This is a genomic window from Streptomyces sp. P5F9 (assembly GCF_057961495.1).
This window is the reverse complement of sequence record NZ_JBXVPZ010000216.1, coordinates 1-16,076: the sequence shown is the minus strand read 5'-3', so window position 1 is coordinate 16,076 and position 16,076 is coordinate 1. Positions and strand designations below refer to the sequence as shown.

The window sequence follows — 16,076 nt, the reverse complement described above, 5'->3', positions numbered from 1 at the left end:
CCCCACGTCCCTGACTCCTACGTCCGTGTCCGCGACGCCCGCGAGCACAATCTCCAGGGCGTCGACGTCGACATCCCGCGGGACGTGTTGACCGTGTTCACAGGCGTCTCCGGCTCCGGAAAGTCGTCCCTCGCGTTCGGCACGATCTACGCGGAGGCCCAGCGCTGCTACTTCGAGTCGGTGGCGCCGTACGCCCGCCGTCTGATCCACCAGGTAGGCGCGCCGAAGGTGGGCGAGATCACCGGCCTGCCCCCGGCGGTCTCGCTCCAGCAACGCCGCTCGACCCCCACCTCCCGCTCCTCGGTGGGCACGGTCACCAACCTCTCCAACTCCCTCCGGATGCTGTTCTCCCGAGCGGGCGACTACCCACCCGGCGCGGAACACCTCGACTCCGACGCCTTCTCCCCCAACACGGCGGCGGGCGCATGCCCGGAGTGCCACGGCCTGGGCCGGGTCCACCGCACCACCGAGGAGTCCCTCGTCCCCGACCCCTCGCTGTCGATCCGCGAGGGCGCGATCGCCGCATGGCCGGGCGCCTGGCAGGGCAAGAACCTGCGCGACATCCTCGACACCCTCGGTTACGACGTGGACGTGCCGTGGCGCGAACTCCCCGCCGAACAGCGGGAGTGGATCCTGTTCACGGACGAGCAACCGGTGGTGACGGTCCATCCCATCCGGGACGCGGACCGCATCCAACGCCCGTACCAGGGCACGTACATGAGCGCCCACCGCTACGTCATGAAGACCTTCTCGGACACGAAGAGCCCGACCCTACGGGTGAAGGCGGAACGCTTCCTGACGAGTTCCCCCTGCCCGGTCTGCGGAGGCAGCAGACTGCGCGCCGAGTCCCTCGCGGTGACCATCGCGGGCCGCACGATCGCCGACCTGGCCGCGCTACCACTCGCGGACTTGGCGAACACACTCCACGGCACATCGGAGGCGGCACGCGTCCTCACCGAGGACCTCACCTCCCGCATCGCCCCGATCCTCGAACTGGGCCTCGGCTACCTCAGCCTGGACCGAGCGACCCCCACACTCTCGGCAGGCGAGCTCCAACGACTGCGCCTGGCAACCCAGTTGAGATCCGGCCTCTTCGGTGTCGTCTACGTCCTGGACGAACCGTCCGCCGGCCTGCACCCCGCGGACACGGAGGCCCTGCTCACCGTCCTGGACCGGCTGAAAGCCGCGGGCAACTCGGTGTTCGTGGTGGAGCATCACCTGGACGTCATGCGCGCCGCCGACTGGCTGGTGGACGTGGGCCCACTGGCCGGCGAGCACGGCGGACGGGTACTGCACAGCGGACCGGTGGCAGAGCTTGCGGCGGTGCAGGAATCGGCGACGGCCCGTTTCCTCTTCGACGACTCCCCCTCGCCGACCCGCGAAGTCCGTTCACCGCGAGGCGAGTTGAAGGTGGGCCCGGTGACGCGGCACAACCTGAGTGACGTGACGGCGGAGTTCCCCCTGGGCGTGTTCACAGCGGTAACCGGCGTCTCGGGCTCAGGCAAATCCACGCTGATCGGCGAGATCACCGAGGAACTCCCGGGCGTGGGACGCCTGGTGTCGGTGGACCAGAAACCGATCGGCCGCACTCCACGCTCGAACCTGGCGACGTACACCGGCCTCTTCGACGTCGTCCGCAAGGTGTTCGCGTCGACGGACGAAGCGCGCCAACGGGGTTACGGCGTAGGCCGGTTCTCCTTCAACGTGACGGGCGGCCGCTGCGAGACCTGCCAGGGCGAGGGCTTCGTCAGCGTAGAGCTGCTCTTCCTCCCCAGCACCTACGCACCCTGCCCGGACTGCGGCGGGGCCCGCTACAACCCCGGGACGCTCCAAGTGACGTACCGGGGACGGAACATCGCGCAGGTCCTCGACCTGACGGTGGAGAGCGCGGCGGAGTTCTTCGCGGACACCCCGTCCGTGGCCCGCAGCCTCGCCGCGCTGCTGGACGTGGGTCTCGGTTACCTCCATCTGGGCCAGCCCGCCACCGAGTTGTCCGGCGGCGAGGCCCAACGCATCAAACTGGCCACGGAGTTGCAACGCGGCCGCCGCGGCCACACCCTCTACCTCCTCGACGAACCGACAACCGGCCTCCACCCGGCCGACGTAGAGGTCCTCCTCCGCCAGCTCCACGGCCTCGTCGACACCGGCCACACCGTGGTGGTGGTCGAACACGACATGGCCGTGGTGGCGGGCGCGGACTGGGTGATCGACCTGGGCCCGGGTGGAGGGGAAGAGGGGGGCAGGATCGTGGCGGCGGGCCCACCCGGTGAGGTGGCAAGGGCGCCCGGAAGCACTACGGCACCCTTTCTAGCAAGGGCGATGGCAACTTCTTAGGGGCGCGGGGCTGTATCAATGTGCGGCTCCGCCGCGTGGGCGCGACCAGCCCCCACACACCCGCACCCAACCAACTACCTCTGAAGCCCGGCAACCCACTCCCGGGGCAACCCATACGTGTCATGGAGGTAGCGAAAGTCCTCCTCACTCAACACCCCCCGAAACTCCGGCCGAGACAACACCCGCCGCCCCCGCACGAGAAGTTGAGAGAACCGCCGCTCCTCCTCCAGCAACACCCCCCGCACAGTGCCGGTACCAACAAGCTCCCCCGGCAAGTCGGACAACGTACGCGAGTCATCACCCCGCCACAGAACCGTGAGCAGCCGCCGAATCAACCGCCGCACCACATACCCACGCCCGGTGTTGGAAGGCCGCACCCCTTCCCCCAGGACGACAACACTCGACCGAAGATGATCACAGACCACCCGCATCGAGCGCTCGTCCAGCTCCCACAACAGCGAAACCGTCAGGGTCCACGGCTCGAACAGATCCGTCTGATAGACCGACCGCCGCCCCTGAAGGACAGACACAAGCCGCTCCAGCCCCATGCCCGTGTCGACGTTGACCTGCCGCAGCGGCACAAGCCCACCGTCCTCGCCACGTTCGTACCGCATGTGCACGTGGTTCCAGATCTCCACCCAACGCGGGTCACCGGTCGGGCTACCCTCCGGCGGCCCGTCGCCGGTCCAGAAGAAGATCTCCGAGTCAGGCCCACAGGGCCCCAACGGCCCGTTGGACCACCAGTTCTCGTCCCGGGTCGACTCAACCGGCACACCCAACTCCCGCCAGGTGTCCAGCGATTCAAGGTCGGGGCCCACCTGCTCATCGCCGCCGAAGACAGTGACGTACAACTTCTCGCGCGGGATGCCGAAGCCGTCCCGCAGCAGCTCGTACCCCCAACGCAGGCTCTGCGGATGGTCGTAGTCGCCCAACGACCATGAGCCGAGCATCTCGAACACGGTCAGATGGGTGAGGTCGCCGACCTCGTCGAGATCCGTGGTGCGCAGACAGCGTTGGACGTTGACGAGCCGCCGCCCCTGTGGGTGCGGGCGGCCCTGGAGATACGGCGTGAGCGGGTGCATGCCGGACGTGGTGAAGAGGACCGGGTCCGAGGGCGGCGGCAGGAGCGAGCTGCCGGTGATCAGCTCGTGCCCGCGTTCGCGGTAGAAGTCGAGGAACGTACGGACGATGTCGTCGGTGTTCATGCTGGTGCGTCCTTCGCGGGTCGGATAGGGACCGGAAGGGACCGCGGGGCAGCGTGCGAGAGGGCTGGAAACGACACGTCCCGGCGGTCCGTTTCCGGCCGCCGGGAGAGGTCAGGTGAGGTCAGGCGTCGGCGGCCGGCGAGCTGGTCGCTCGCGCGGTCGCGGTGGTGTGGGTATGCCTGATGATCCTCATGGACGCCACGCTAACAGGACGCCTCCGCACCGTCCTGCGGATTTTCACCGGGGCCTGCGCCACCGACGTGCAGTGGTCCTGATGCTGGGGCTGAGCTGTCACCCCGGCCTGTGCCGCGTGGGCGAGGGAGCGGCGGTCGGGGTGGCTGCCGGGGGCGATGGTCTCGCCCACCTCCACCTCGGCGACGAGCCCGCGCGTCGACACGACCCGCCACACCGAGGTGAGGAGGGAGTCACTGCCGACGAAGGCGGGGGCGGTGCTGGCGGTGCCGTCGGTGAGGTAGTGCAGGCCGACGGGCTGGACGGGGACTCCGGCGTCCAGTGCGGCCTGGAAGACGGCCCGCCGGAAGTGACCCTGGGCCCGGCCGCACCAGGTGCTGCCCTCGGGGAAGACGGCGACCGCTCCGCCCGCGCGCAGGGCGCCCGCGATGGAGGCGACCGTCTCGGGCAGCGCGCGCAGCCGGTCGCGGTCGATGAACAGGGCGCCGCTGCCCGCGGTGAGTGTCCCGGCGACGGGCCAGTGCCGGATCTCGGCCTTGGCCAGCATGCGGGCCGGGCGTACGGCGGCCAGCAGCGGGATGTCCAGCCACGAGATGTGGTTGGCGACCAGCAGCAGCCCGCCGGTGGACGTGGTGGTGCCGGTGATGCGGAGCCGGATGCCGGCGGACCGGACGATCGTCCGGCACCACCAGCGCACCGCGCGGGCGGGGACCCGTCCGCCGACAGGGGTGAGTGCGGCCCCGGCGGCCACCACGACCAGGACGGTCACGAAGCGCAGGACGGCACGCGGTACGGCCGTGACGGACCCCTTCGACTCGATGCACGCCCTGGGGGTGCAGGGCGCGCTGGGCAGCCAGACGCTCATCACGCCGGGACGAGCGAGAGGAAGTGCCGCAGATAGCGCGGGTTGACCCGGCGCATCGACAGCAGCACGTACAGGTCGGCGACCCCGAAGTCCGGGTCGTGGGCGGGTTCGCCGCACACCCAGGCACCGAGGCGGACGTATCCGCGCAGCAGCGGCGGGAGTTCGACGCGCCCGGCGGGGCGGGTCACGCCGTCGGCGCTCCAGGGCAGCAGCGGCCGTACCCGGAACTCCTCCGGGGCGAGGTGCTTGGCGCTGACCCGGTCCCAGGTGCCGGCGGCGAGGGCGCCGCCGTCAACGAGCGGGATGGAGCAGCAGCCGGCGAGCCATTCGTGGCCGCGGTCGACCATGTAGCGGGCTATGCCGGCCCAGATGAGGCCGATGACGGCGCCGTCGCGGTGGTCGGGGTGGACGCAGGAGCGGCCGACCTCGACGAGGCCCGGGCGGATCGAGTCGAGGGGGGCGAGGTCGAACTCGCTCTCCGAGTAGAGCCGTCCGGCGACCGCGGCGCGCTCGGGCGGCAGCAGCCGGTAGGTGCCGACCACCTGCCCGGTGACCGTGTCGCGGACGAGGAGGTGGTCGCAGTAGGCGTCGAAGGCGTCGACATCCAGGCCGGGCTGCGGGCTGGACAGGTGGGCGCCCATCTCCCCGGCGAAGACGTCGTGCCGCAGCCGCTGCGCGGCACGCACCTCGTCCTCGTCGCGGGCGAGCGTGACGGTGTAGCGGGTCGGCGCGTCGGGCTGCGAGGGACGGTCGAGGGTGGAAACGCCGGTCATGGCTCTCCCTGATCACGGGCCGGGTTCGGCGAGGGGAACTGGCTGGCCGGTTCCGTACGTCCAGCCGCAACAGTTCTTCCTACGCCGGGCGTCCTGCGCGTGACCTGTGCCCGGAGCCGGGATGTGGGGTTGCTGAACGGCGTCCTCACGCCCCGGTGCTTGGCGGGACCGGGGATGAGCACCACTCCCGGTCCCGCCCGTCCGCACCTTGTCGGCGAACGTTCTTCTCCCCCAAGGGAGTTCGTGCGGGGCTTCAGCGCTTGGCGACCTTGCGGGTGGCCCGCAGCCACTCCTTGTTCATGCCGGTGATGGAGACCAGCGGGATGCCCTTCGGGCAGGCGGTGGCGCATTCGCCGGCGAGGGTGCAGCCGCCGAAGCCCTCGTCGTCCATCTGCGCGACCATGTCGAGGACGCGGGTCTCGCGCTCGGGCGCGCCCTGCGGGAGGACGTTGAGGTGGTTGACCTTGGCGGAGGTGAACAGCATCGCGGCCCCGTTCGGGCACGCGGCGACGCACGCCCCGCAGCCGATGCACTCGGCGTGCTCGAAGGCGAAGTCGGCGTCCGGTTTGGGTACGGCGGTGGCGTGGGCCTCGGGGGCGGCGCCGGTCGGGGCGGTGATGTAGCCGCCGGCCTGGATGATCCGGTCGAAGGCCGAGCGGTCCACCACGAGGTCCTTGACGACCGGGAAGGCGGAGGCGCGCCACGGTTCGATGTCGATCGTGTCGCCGTCCTCGAAGGACCGCATGTGGAGCTGGCAGGTGGTGGTGCGCTCCGGGCCGTGCGCGTCTCCGTTGATCACCAGACTGCACGCGCCGCAGATGCCCTCGCGGCAGTCGTGGTCGAAGGCGACCGGGTCCTCTCCCTTGAGGATGAGTTCCTCGTTGAGGGTGTCGAGCATCTCCAGGAACGACATGTCCGTGGAGATTCCGTCCACTTGGTAGGTGGACATGGCGCCTTCGGCGTCGGCGTTCTTCTGCCGCCAGACGCGCAGGGTGAGCTTCATGCGTAGCTCCGCTGGGTGGGGTGGACGTACTCGAAGACCAGGTCTTCCTTGTGCAGTACGGGAGATGAGCCGGTGCCGGTGAACTCCCAGGCGGCCGCGTAGCTGAACTCCCCGTCCCTGCGCTCCGCTTCGCCGTCCGGGGTCTGCGACTCCTCGCGGAAGTGGCCGCCGCAGGACTCGGCGCGGTTGAGTGCGTCGAGGCACATCAGCTCGGCGAGTTCGAGGTAGTCGACGATCCGGTTCGCCTTCTCCAGGGACTGGTTGAACTCCTCGCCGGTGCCCGGGACTTTGATCCGCCGCCAGAACTCCTCGCGGATCTGCGGGATCCGTTCCAGCGCCTTGCGCAGTCCGCTGTCGGTGCGGGCCATGCCGCAGAACTCCCACATGAGTTCGCCGAGTTCGCGGTGGAAGGAGTCGGGGGTGCGGTCGCCGTCCACCGCGAGGAGGAGGTTGAGGCGGTCCTCGGTCTCCGCCAACACCTCCTGTACGGCGGGGTGTTGGACGCCGATCTCCTCGTGTCCGGGGTTCCGGGCGAGGTAGTCGTTGATCGTCGCCGGGAGGACGAAGTAGCCGTCGGCGAGACCCTGCATCAGCGCGGAGGCGCCGAGGCGGTTGGCTCCGTGATCGGAGAAGTTGGCCTCGCCGATCGCGAACAGGCCCGGGATCGTGGTCTGGAGGTCGTAGTCGACCCAGAGGCCGCCCATCGTGTAGTGCACGGCGGGGTAGATCCGCATCGGAACCGTGTACGGGTCCTCGGCGGTGATCCGGGCGTACATGTCGAAGAGGTTGCCGTACTTCTCCTCGACGGCCTTCCGCCCCAACCGCCCGATGGCGTCGGCGAAGTCGAGGTAGACGCCCTGCCCGCCGGGGCCGATGCCCCGGCCTTCGTCGCACACGTTCTTCGCGGCGCGGGAGGCGATGTCGCGGGGCACGAGGTTGCCGAAGGCCGGGTAGATGCGCTCCAGGTAGTAGTCGCGCTCGTCCTCGGGGATCTGGTTCGCGGGGCGCGTGTCGCCCTTGGCCTTCGGCACCCAGATCCGGCCGTCGTTGCGCAACGACTCGCTCATCAGCGTGAGTTTGGACTGGTGGTCGCCGGTGCGCGGGATGCAGGTGGGGTGGATCTGCGTGAAGCACGGGTTGGCGAAGAGCGCGCCGCGCCGGTGGGCCCGCCAGACGGCGGTGGCATTGGAGTTCATGGCGTTCGTCGACAGGTAGAAGACGTTGCCGTAGCCGCCGCTGGCGAGGACGACGGCGTCCGCGAAGTACGTGTCGATACGGCCGCTGATGAGGTCGCGCGCCACGATCCCGCGTGCCTTGCCGTCGATGACGATCAGGTCGAGCATCTCGGTGCGCGGGTGCATCTCGATGTTCCCGGCGGCGATCTGCCGGGACAGCGCCTGGTAGGCGCCGAGAAGGAGTTGCTGCCCTGTCTGGCCGCGGGCGTAGAAGGTCCGCGACACCTGCACACCGCCGAAGGAGCGGGTGTCGAGCAGGCCGCCGTACTCCCTCGCGAACGGCACGCCCTGCGCGACGCACTGGTCGATGATCTCCACCGAGATCTGCGCCAGGCGATGGACGTTGGACTCCCGTGCCCTGAAGTCGCCGCCCTTGACGGTGTCGTAGAAGAGGCGGTGGACGGAATCGCCGTCGTTGCGGTAGTTCTTCGCGGCGTTGATGCCGCCCTGGGCGGCGATCGAGTGGGCGCGGCGCGGGGAGTCCTGGTAGCAGAACTGGACGACGTGGTAGCCCTGTTCGGCGAGGGTGGCGCCGGCTGAGCCGCCCGCGAGGCCGGTGCCGACGACGATCACCGTGTGTTTGCGCCGGTTGGCGGGGTTGACGAGTTTGGCCTCGAAACGGCGGGTGTCCCAGCGCTCGTTGATGGGGCCGGTGGGCGACTTGGTGTCGGTGACGGGTTCCCCGGTCGTGAAGTCGGCGTATTCAAGGGCCATTTCAGCTCACCACTCCGGTCATGACGCCCACGGGGACGGCGATGAAGCCGGCCGTGAGCAGCAGCGCGAGGACATTGGCGACGGTCTTCAGGGCGCGGTCTCGGCTGCGGCTGCCGGCGCCGAGGGTCTGGGCGGCGCTCCAGAAGCCGTGCCGGACGTGCAGGCCGAGGGCGAGCATCGCGACGATGTAGATGACGTCGCCGTACCAGGTGGAGAAGGTGTCCACCACGTTCTGGTACGGGTGGCCCTCCTGGAAGCCGCCGGAGTGCACAGTGCCGGTCGTCAGGTCGAGGATGTGCCAGACGATGAACAGGGCGAGGATGATGCCGCCCCAGCGCATGGTGCGGGTGGCGTAGGTCGCCCGGCGTTTCTTGTGCACGTACTTGCTGGGGCGCGCCTTGATGTCGCGGCGGCTGAGCTGGTACGCGGAGACGGCGTGGGCGACCACGGCGACGACGAGGACGATCCGGATGAGCCAGAGCGTCCACTCGTAGTGCATGAAGGGTCCGCCGACGGTGCGCAGCCAGTGGGCGTAGTGGTTGAACTCGCCCGCGCCGAAGAAGATCTTCAGGTTCCCGATCATATGGACGACCAGGTACAGCAGCATGATCAGGCCGCTGACCGCCATCACTGTCTTCTTGCCGACGGAGCTGTCCCACACCGTGCGCGCCATCGACGGCCGTCGGTCCGTCCGCGTTGCCAGAGCCATGTCTACGGACGCTAGACGCCCGAGGCCCGATCGGTCCAAGACATGGCATGCCTGGTTTCGATAGGCTGCGGCTATCATCGGTGCATGCAGTTCCAGCAACTCCAGTACTTCGTGGCGGTCGCCGAGACCCGGCACTTCACCCGGGCCGCCGATCTGGTCCATGTAGCGCAGCCCTCGCTGTCCCAGCAGATCAAGGCGCTGGAGCGGGAGCTTGGCGCGGATCTGTTCCTGCGGGCCCGCGGCAACATCACGCTCACGGACGCGGGCGAGGCGCTGCTGCCGCTGGCCCGGCGCATCCTGGCGGACGCGGACACGGCCCGGCACGAGGTGCAGGAACTGGCCCAACTCCGAAGCGGGCGGATCAGGTTGGGCGCGACCCCGAGCCTGTGCACGGGCCTGCTCCCGGACGTCCTGCGCGCCTTCCACGATCGCTATCCGGGCATCCGGCTGCTGATCGAGGAAGGCGGTTCGCACGATCTCGTACGCGAACTCGCGCGCGGCGCCCTCGACTTGGCGTTGGTGGTCCTGCCGTTGCCCACCCCCTCACCGGCGTTGACGACGGTGGAGCTGCTGCGCGAGGACCTGGTGATCGTGTCCTCACCGGAGGCGCCGGCGCCGGGCCGCGGCCGGACGGTCCGGATCCCGGACCTTGAGGGCGAGCGCCTGGTCATGTTCCGGCACGGCTACGACCTGCGCGAACTGACCGTCGCCGCGTGCCGTGCCGAGGGCTTCGAACCGGACTTCGCGGTGGAGGGCGGCGAGATGGACGCGGTCCTCGGCTTCGTCCGGGCGGGACTCGGCGTGGCCGTAGTCCCGCGCATGGTCGCCACGAAGTCCGGGCGGGGGCTGCGGGTGACCCCGCTGGCCCGTCCCGGGCTGCACCGGACGATCGCGCTCGCGCATCGCAGCGATGTGGCTCCGCCGCGGGCTGCGAGGGAGTTGCAGCGGATGTTGTTGGAGCGGTGAGGTGAGCTGCGCGGACTCGGCGGGGGGCTGGTGCGGATGCCGGCTGAAGCGGAAGCGGTGGGCTGCCCGGACTCGGCGGGGCTGGTGCGGATGCCGGTTGCAACGGAAGCGGTGGGCTGCGCGGACCCGGGAGGCGGCGGGCGCGGATGTCGGTTATGGCAGAGGTGATGAACTCGGCGAGTTCGGCGGGGCCCTGGTTCGCGTGCTGCGGGAGCTGTGAGCCGCAGCGCCTCACCCGGACGCTGTCGCTGATGCCCGGCGCAGCAGGTGCTGCGGGAGCCCGGCCTCCCAGGCCCACTCGGGCGCGGTCGCCGAAGCGCCGGCCGCTGTGGAAGCCGGGAACCCCGCGAGCTCGGCGGGACCCTGACGCGGATGCCGTGGGAGCCGTGGGCCGCAGCGCCTCACCCGGGCGCGGCGGCCGGATGCCGATCGTGGCAGGTGTGGCGGGAGCCGCCGGCTCGCCGGTTCACCTGGGCGTCGGCGCGGGCGTCAGGCGTGGCCGGTGCTGCGGGAGCCGTGGGCCGGGTGGTTCATCCGGTCGCCAGTGCCTATGGCGGTTGTGGCAGCCGTCGTAGAAGCAGCGACAACCGGGCGCCGACGTACGGGAGTTAATCGCCACTCGGCTCCGGTGCGGCTCACCAGGTCGGGATGAGTCCGCCGTCGATCACCAGGTCGCTGCCGGTGAGGTTGGCCGCGCGGTCGCCGGCGAGGAAGAGGACCACGTCGGCGATCTCGGCGGGCTTGGAGAAGCGGCCGGTGACGGTGGCGCCGGCGGCCTGGGCCGCGACCTGGGCCGGGGTGAGGCCGGTGGCGGCCGACACGGTCTCGGCCACGCCACCGCCGCCGAGCCACAGCTCCGTCTCGACCGGGCCGGGGCTGACGGTGTTGACGCGGATGCCCTTGGGGCCGACCTCCTTGGACAGTGCCTTGGAGAAGGCGACCAGGGCGGCCTTGCCCGCGCTGTAGTCGATGACCAGCGGGTCGGGCAGGGTGGCGTTGACCGAGCCGATGGTGACCACGGAGCCCTTCCCGGCGGCCAGCATCAGGGGCAGGGCGGCCCGGGTGACGCGTACCGCCGTGAGGAGGTTCAGGTCGAGGGTGCGCTGCCAGTCCTCGTCGGTCACGGACAGGAAGCCGCCGGTGCGCGGCGGTGCCGTGCCGACGTTGTTCACCAGGATGTCCACGCGCCCGTCCGCCGCCTCGATCAGCCGCTCGGCGGCACCGGGTTCGGCCAGGTCCACGGCCACCCAGGTGACCGGGAACTCCTTGACCAGCGCGTCCAGCCCCTCGGTGGTGGTGCGCGACCCGGCGACGACGGTGGCCCCCGCCCCGGCCAGCGCCGCCACGACGGCCAGCCCGATGCCCTTGCTGGCGCCCGTCACCACGGCGGTCCTGCCCTGCAGTTCGGTACTCATCGAGCCCAACTCCTTCAGCGAGATGCGGCGAGAGACGGGCGGCTGTTCGTCCGCCACGTAGGCATCCTCTCCCGCCGACGCCCCTCGCACAGATCCTAGTCGATGTCCGGCGGCACCGGAGTCCCCTGGTGGTAGAACATCCGCCAGCCCGTCGCCTCGTCGCGCTTGCGCCACAGGGAGGTGCGGCGGGCGCGGCGGCCGGCGAAGTCCGTCTCGTACCTGAGCTGCACCAGGCCCGGGGCCAGGACGATGCCCGTGATGGCCGACGGGACGTAGCGGGGACCGTCCGCCGCGCTGCCCGCGTGCTCGGGCAGCCAGGCCAGCATGTGCTCGTACGTGTAGTGCCGGCCCGAGTCGCCGACCTCGACGTACTCGGGGTCCAGCAGCCGGACGGCCTCACTGCGGGAGGAGCGGACGGCCGGGTCCATGAGGGCCAGTTCGCCCTCGATCGCCTTGTTCACGTCGTCCGACGCATGTGCTTCTCGATTCACCCGCACATGATCACCCGCGAGCCCGGCCCTCCCGCAACCGGCTTACGCCCTCACCCCGTCGCGTCCACCAGCGCCAAGTCGTGCAGTCGCTCCGGCGGGCCCGGGCGGGCGTAGTACCAGCCCTGGGCCGTGTCGCAGCCGAGTATCCGCAACTGCTCGGCCTGCGCGCCCGTCTCGACGCCCTCGACCGTCACCGCGAGGTTCAGGCTGTGGGCGAGGGAGACGATGCCCTCGACGATCTTGAGGTCGACGGGGTCGGCCGGGAACTGCTGCATGCTCTGGGTGAAGGAGCGGTCCAGCTTGAGGATGCTGACCGGCAGACGGCGGAGGTTGGCGAGGTTGGAGTAGCCGGTGCCGAAGTCGTCCAGGGCGATGTCGACGCCCATCTCGGCGAGGCGCCGCAGCGGCTTCAGGAGGTCGTCGTCGGCGCCGATCAGGGCCGACTCCGTGACCTCCAGGCAGAGCGCGTCGGGGGCGACGCCGGTGCGCTCCAGGATGTCGACGGTGTCCTGGACCAGGCCGGGGTGGGTGAGCTGGCAGGGCGAGAGGTTGACGTTGATGCGCAGGGGGACGTCGTCGCCGTACGTCTCGCGCCAGGCGCGGGCCTGTCGTACGGACTGCTCCAGGACCCAGCGGCCCAACGGGACGATCAGGCCGGTGTGTTCGGCGAGCGGGATGAAGCGGTCGGGGCTCAGCACGCCGTGCTGCGGGTGCAGCCAGCGGACCAGGGCCTCGGCGCCGCGTACGCTGCCGTCGCCGAGGTGGACCAGCGGCTGGTACTCGATGAAGAACTCGTTGCGGTCCAGGGCGGCCGGTAGGGCCGTGGTCAGGCCGTGGCGCGTGATCGCGCGGGCGTCGGCCTCCGGGTCGGCGAGCTCGAACCGGTTGCCGCCCGCCGACTTGGCGCGGTACATCGTGATGTCGGCGCTGCGCAGCACCTCCGCGGGACCGCGCTCGCCGGCCGGGCCCTCGACGATGCCGATGGAGCCGCGCACGGTGAGGTCACGGCCGTCGATGCTGACGGGGGTGATCAGCGCGTTCATGATGCGGCCGGCGAGTTCGTCGACCTCGCGCTCGGTGTCGGGGCCGGTGGTCAGCGCGACGAACTCGTCGCCGCCGAGCCGGGCGACCATCTCGCCGGGTGCGGTCGCACACGACTGCAACCGGTCGGCGACCTCGACGAGCAGCCGGTCGCCGGCCGCGTGGCCGAGGCTGTCGTTGATGGTCTTGAAGCCGTCGAGGTCGAGGTAACACAGGCCGAACCGCTGGTTGTTGCCCGCGCCGAGCGCCTTCTCCAGGCGTTCGAAGAACAGGGTGCGGTTCGGGAGGCCGGTGAGGGCGTCGTGGGTCGCCTCGTAGCGCAGCCGCAGGTTGAGCAGCCGCCGCTCGGTGGTGTCCTCCATGAGGGCGAGCTGGTACTGCGGGTTGCCGTCGGCGTCGCGCAGCAGGGAGACGGTGAGGTTGGTCCACAGGACCGTTCCGTCAGGCCGGTAGAACGCCTTCTCGACGTGGTAGTGCTCGCGCTCGCCGCGGACGAGTTCGTCGTAGAGGGTCCAGGTCTGGGGCGCGTCGTCCGGGTGGGTCCACTCGCGGACGTTGCGGCCGCCCATGGTCTGGTCGTTGATGCCGAACATGCGCAGCAGCGCGCCGTTGACCTGGAGGATGTTGCCGTCGAGGTCGGCCATGCCGATTCCTATGGCCGCGCCCTCGAAGACCGCGCGGAAGCGGGCCTCGGTCGCGTGCAGGGCCTGCGCGACGACGCCCTGGGCCTGGAGGGCGGCCACGGAGATGGCCTCCTGCTCGGCCAGCGTGCGCTCGCGCAGTGCCTGGGCGAAGCCGGCGGCCATGGCGTGCTGGAGGCGGGCCGAGCGGATCCGCAGATCCTCCTGGGAGCCCTCGCCGCCGCAGTAGAGCACCAGGTAGGCGTCGACGCACTCCAGGGTGCGGGTGAGGGCGTCGGGGTCGGTGCAGTGCGCGGAGACGAGGGCGGCGCCGACCGCCTTGCCCTCCTCGGCCTCGAAGGTCCTGGCGCGCAGCGCCTCGCTCAACCGCCGTGCCAGCGGCAGGAGCAGTTCCTCGAACTCGGGCCGGGTCAGCGACGTGGAGGTCGCCGGGAACACCGCCCGGCTCCAGATGGTCGCGAACCTGCGCAGTCTGCCCTCCGGCCCGTCCGGCTCGGCGATCACGCCGCGCGTCCTACGCCGGCGAATCCGGAGAAGGAGTACGGATCCTCGTCCTCCAGCACTGTGTCCGGCCGCCACTCCGGCATCGGCACCAGTCCCGGTTCCACCATGTCGTACCCCTCGAAGAACCGCGCGATCTCCTCGCGCGAGCGCATGATCAGCGGATTGCGAATGTCCTTGTACACGTCCACCGCGCCCTCCGCCCGCTCCGGTGGCAACGGGATTCCCTCGTACGAGGCATGGGTGAGGATCAGCAGGCTGCCGGGCGCGAGTGCCTCGCGCAGCTGTGCCACCGCTCCGTACGGGTCGTCCGCGTCTTCCACGAAGTGCAGTATGGCAACGAGAAGCAGCGCCACTGGCCGATTTACGTCGATCAGCCGCTGCACCTCGGCGCTCGCCAGGATCTCCTGGGGCTTGCGGAGGTCGGCCGCGACCACGTCCGCGGTCTCGTTGCCGGCCAGGACGGCCTGGCTGTGCGCGACCGCCACCGGGTCGTGGTCGACGTACATGACATGGGCGCCGGGGCTGGCCGCCTGGGCCACCTCGTGGACGTTTCCGAAGGTGGGAATTCCGGAGCCGATGTCGAGGAACTGGGTGATGCCCTCGGCGGCCGCGAATCGTACGGCCCGGCGCATGAACGCCCGGTTCGCCTGCATGATCTTGGGAAGTCCCGGGAGGAACTCCATGGCCTTGCGGGCCGCTTCCCGGTCGACCTCGAAGTTGTGCGAACCGCCCAGGTAGTAGTCGTAGATACGCGAAACGCTCGGCACCGAGATGTCGATGCTTCGTGGTGCCCAGGCGGGACGCTCCATGTATCTCTCCAAGGCGTAGGCGATCCGGTGTTCGAGTTGAGGCTACTGATCGCCCGCCAAAGGGTCGAGCGGAAACGGAAATTGACCATCCGTTCCCGTTGATTGCCGGTGGCACGTGCCGAATTGACGTGCGGGACATGCGGAGAAGCGCGGAGAATGCCGGAATTGCTGCATGGAATACGCCAAAGCGGCCCGCCCCCTCCGTGCGGTGCGGAGGGGGCGGACCTGGGGTCGCGCGCGCTGCTGTGTTGTTCGGCATTTCTGTCGCTTGCCCGCGACCCTCCCTTCCGCGTTTCGGGTGCCGAGTGGGCGGGGGGCGATCAACCCTGGGGAGGTTCTCGCTACTCCGCGGGCGCGCCGACCGGCTTGCCTTCAGGGGAGACGGCGTACCAAGTGCCGCCCACGCCCTGTCCGTTGGTCTGTCCGGCGGCCGTGTCACCGGAGAAGGTGTAGATGGGCCAGCAGTTGACGGTCATCTGCTTGACGCCGTCGGGCCGGGTGAAGCCCATGAGGCCCTTCTTCTGCACGCCCTTGGTGTCGTTCGCCGAGACGATGCCCACGGCCGGCCACTTGTCCGCGCAGGCGCCGAGGCAGTTCGAGACGGACTTCGGCCACGCCTTGTCCTTGAGGAAGCGGTAGACCGTGTGGCCGTTCTTGTCGACGACGATGTCACCGAGCTTGGCGTCCTTGCGGACGGAGAGGCCGGGCAGCGAGGCGAGGGTCGCCTTCTTGCCGTCGGGGGCGAGCGCGTACCACTTGCCGCCCACGCCCTGGCCGTTGACGTCACCGGCGTTGACGTCCTTGGCGTATCGGTAGGCGGGCCAGCCGCCGATGGTCAGCTGCTTGGTGCCGTCGGTGCGGGTCACCTCGCCGAGGAGGGCCTTGTCGATACCGGCGCCGGCCGTGGCGTCGTCCGCGGGAACCGGCGGCCAGGCGGTGGCGCAGTCGCCGTCGCAGTTCGACTTGGGGGGATTGGCCGTGTCGGCGTCGAAACGGTAGAGGGTGAGGCCGGCGCCATCGCTCAGCACCTTGCCGAGGTCGGGGTTGTTGGCAACGGTCAGCTGGCCCGCGGGCTCCGCGGCGGCGGCCTGCTGGCCGTCCGCGCCGTAGCCGTTGCCGGCACCGGTGCTGGCGCTCGCCGTGGCGCCGACGCTTCCGTAACCTCCGGCCGCCGCCGTG

13 protein-coding genes are annotated in these 16,076 nt (G+C 70.2%); 2 read left to right on the top strand and 11 right to left on the bottom strand.

Going from position 1 to position 16,076, the window contains the following annotated elements:
- Positions 1-2,334, top strand: a 2,334-nt coding sequence (locus AC31A1_RS29340; protein WP_489656213.1) for an ATP-binding cassette domain-containing protein, incomplete at its 5' end; no start/stop codon positions are given.
- A 74-nt stretch (positions 2,335-2,408) separates the two neighbouring features.
- Here AC31A1_RS29340 and AC31A1_RS29335 read toward each other — a convergent pair.
- The 6 genes from AC31A1_RS29335 to AC31A1_RS29310 all read right to left on the bottom strand — a co-directional run bounded on the left by AC31A1_RS29335 (position 2,409) and on the right by AC31A1_RS29310 (position 8,994).
- Positions 2,409-3,539, bottom strand: coding sequence for an alanine--tRNA ligase-related protein (locus AC31A1_RS29335; protein ID WP_489656212.1), 1,131 nt, complete (start codon positions 3,537-3,539; stop codon positions 2,409-2,411).
- Positions 3,540-3,660: 121 nt separating this feature from the next.
- Positions 3,661-4,596 carry a lysophospholipid acyltransferase family protein gene (locus AC31A1_RS29330; RefSeq protein ID WP_489656211.1) on the bottom strand — a complete coding sequence of 312 codons (936 nt, stop codon included), beginning with the start codon at positions 4,594-4,596 and terminating at the stop codon, positions 3,661-3,663.
- Positions 4,596-5,369, bottom strand: a complete 774-nt coding sequence (locus AC31A1_RS29325; RefSeq protein ID WP_489656210.1) for a GNAT family N-acetyltransferase — start codon at positions 5,367-5,369, stop codon at positions 4,596-4,598. Before AC31A1_RS29325 ends, AC31A1_RS29330 begins: the two co-directional genes overlap by 1 nt.
- 253 nt (positions 5,370-5,622) lie before the next feature.
- The gene (locus AC31A1_RS29320; RefSeq protein ID WP_489656209.1) at positions 5,623-6,372 is read right to left on the bottom strand and encodes a succinate dehydrogenase/fumarate reductase iron-sulfur subunit; all 750 of its coding nucleotides are present in this window, start codon (positions 6,370-6,372) and stop codon (positions 5,623-5,625) included.
- Positions 6,369-8,321, bottom strand: a complete 1,953-nt coding sequence (locus tag AC31A1_RS29315) for a fumarate reductase/succinate dehydrogenase flavoprotein subunit (protein ID WP_489656208.1) — start codon at positions 8,319-8,321, stop codon at positions 6,369-6,371. Before AC31A1_RS29315 ends, AC31A1_RS29320 begins: the two co-directional genes overlap by 4 nt.
- Position 8,322: 1 nt before the next feature.
- On the bottom strand, positions 8,323-8,994 hold the full coding sequence (locus AC31A1_RS29310) for a succinate dehydrogenase (protein ID WP_489656215.1): 672 nt from the start codon (positions 8,992-8,994) through the stop codon (positions 8,323-8,325).
- Between the two features lie 120 nt (positions 8,995-9,114).
- On the opposite strand from AC31A1_RS29310, the gene AC31A1_RS29305 reads away from it, so the two are divergent.
- Positions 9,115-9,996, top strand: a complete 882-nt coding sequence (locus AC31A1_RS29305) for a LysR family transcriptional regulator (RefSeq protein ID WP_489656207.1) — start codon at positions 9,115-9,117, stop codon at positions 9,994-9,996.
- 635 nt (positions 9,997-10,631) lie between these two features.
- On the opposite strand, the gene AC31A1_RS29300 is transcribed toward AC31A1_RS29305, so the two are convergent.
- The 5 genes from AC31A1_RS29300 to AC31A1_RS29280 form a co-directional block, all read right to left on the bottom strand.
- Positions 10,632-11,411, bottom strand: a complete 780-nt coding sequence (locus AC31A1_RS29300) for an oxidoreductase (protein WP_489656206.1) — start codon at positions 11,409-11,411, stop codon at positions 10,632-10,634.
- Between the two features lie 95 nt (positions 11,412-11,506).
- The gene (locus AC31A1_RS29295) at positions 11,507-11,839 is read right to left on the bottom strand and encodes a nuclear transport factor 2 family protein (protein WP_489656214.1); all 333 of its coding nucleotides are present in this window, start codon (positions 11,837-11,839) and stop codon (positions 11,507-11,509) included.
- Positions 11,840-11,952: 113 nt separating this feature from the next.
- The gene (locus tag AC31A1_RS29290; RefSeq protein ID WP_489656205.1) at positions 11,953-14,088 is read right to left on the bottom strand and encodes a putative bifunctional diguanylate cyclase/phosphodiesterase; all 2,136 of its coding nucleotides are present in this window, start codon (positions 14,086-14,088) and stop codon (positions 11,953-11,955) included.
- A complete protein-coding gene (locus tag AC31A1_RS29285; RefSeq protein ID WP_489656204.1) occupies positions 14,085-14,897 on the bottom strand; it encodes an SAM-dependent methyltransferase in 813 nt (270 codons plus the stop codon). The genes AC31A1_RS29290 and AC31A1_RS29285 overlap by 4 nt, the downstream gene beginning before the upstream one ends.
- Before the next feature lie 341 nt (positions 14,898-15,238).
- A partial coding sequence (locus tag AC31A1_RS29280; RefSeq protein ID WP_489656203.1) for an SCO0930 family lipoprotein occupies positions 15,239-16,076 on the bottom strand: 838 nt, incomplete at its 5' end.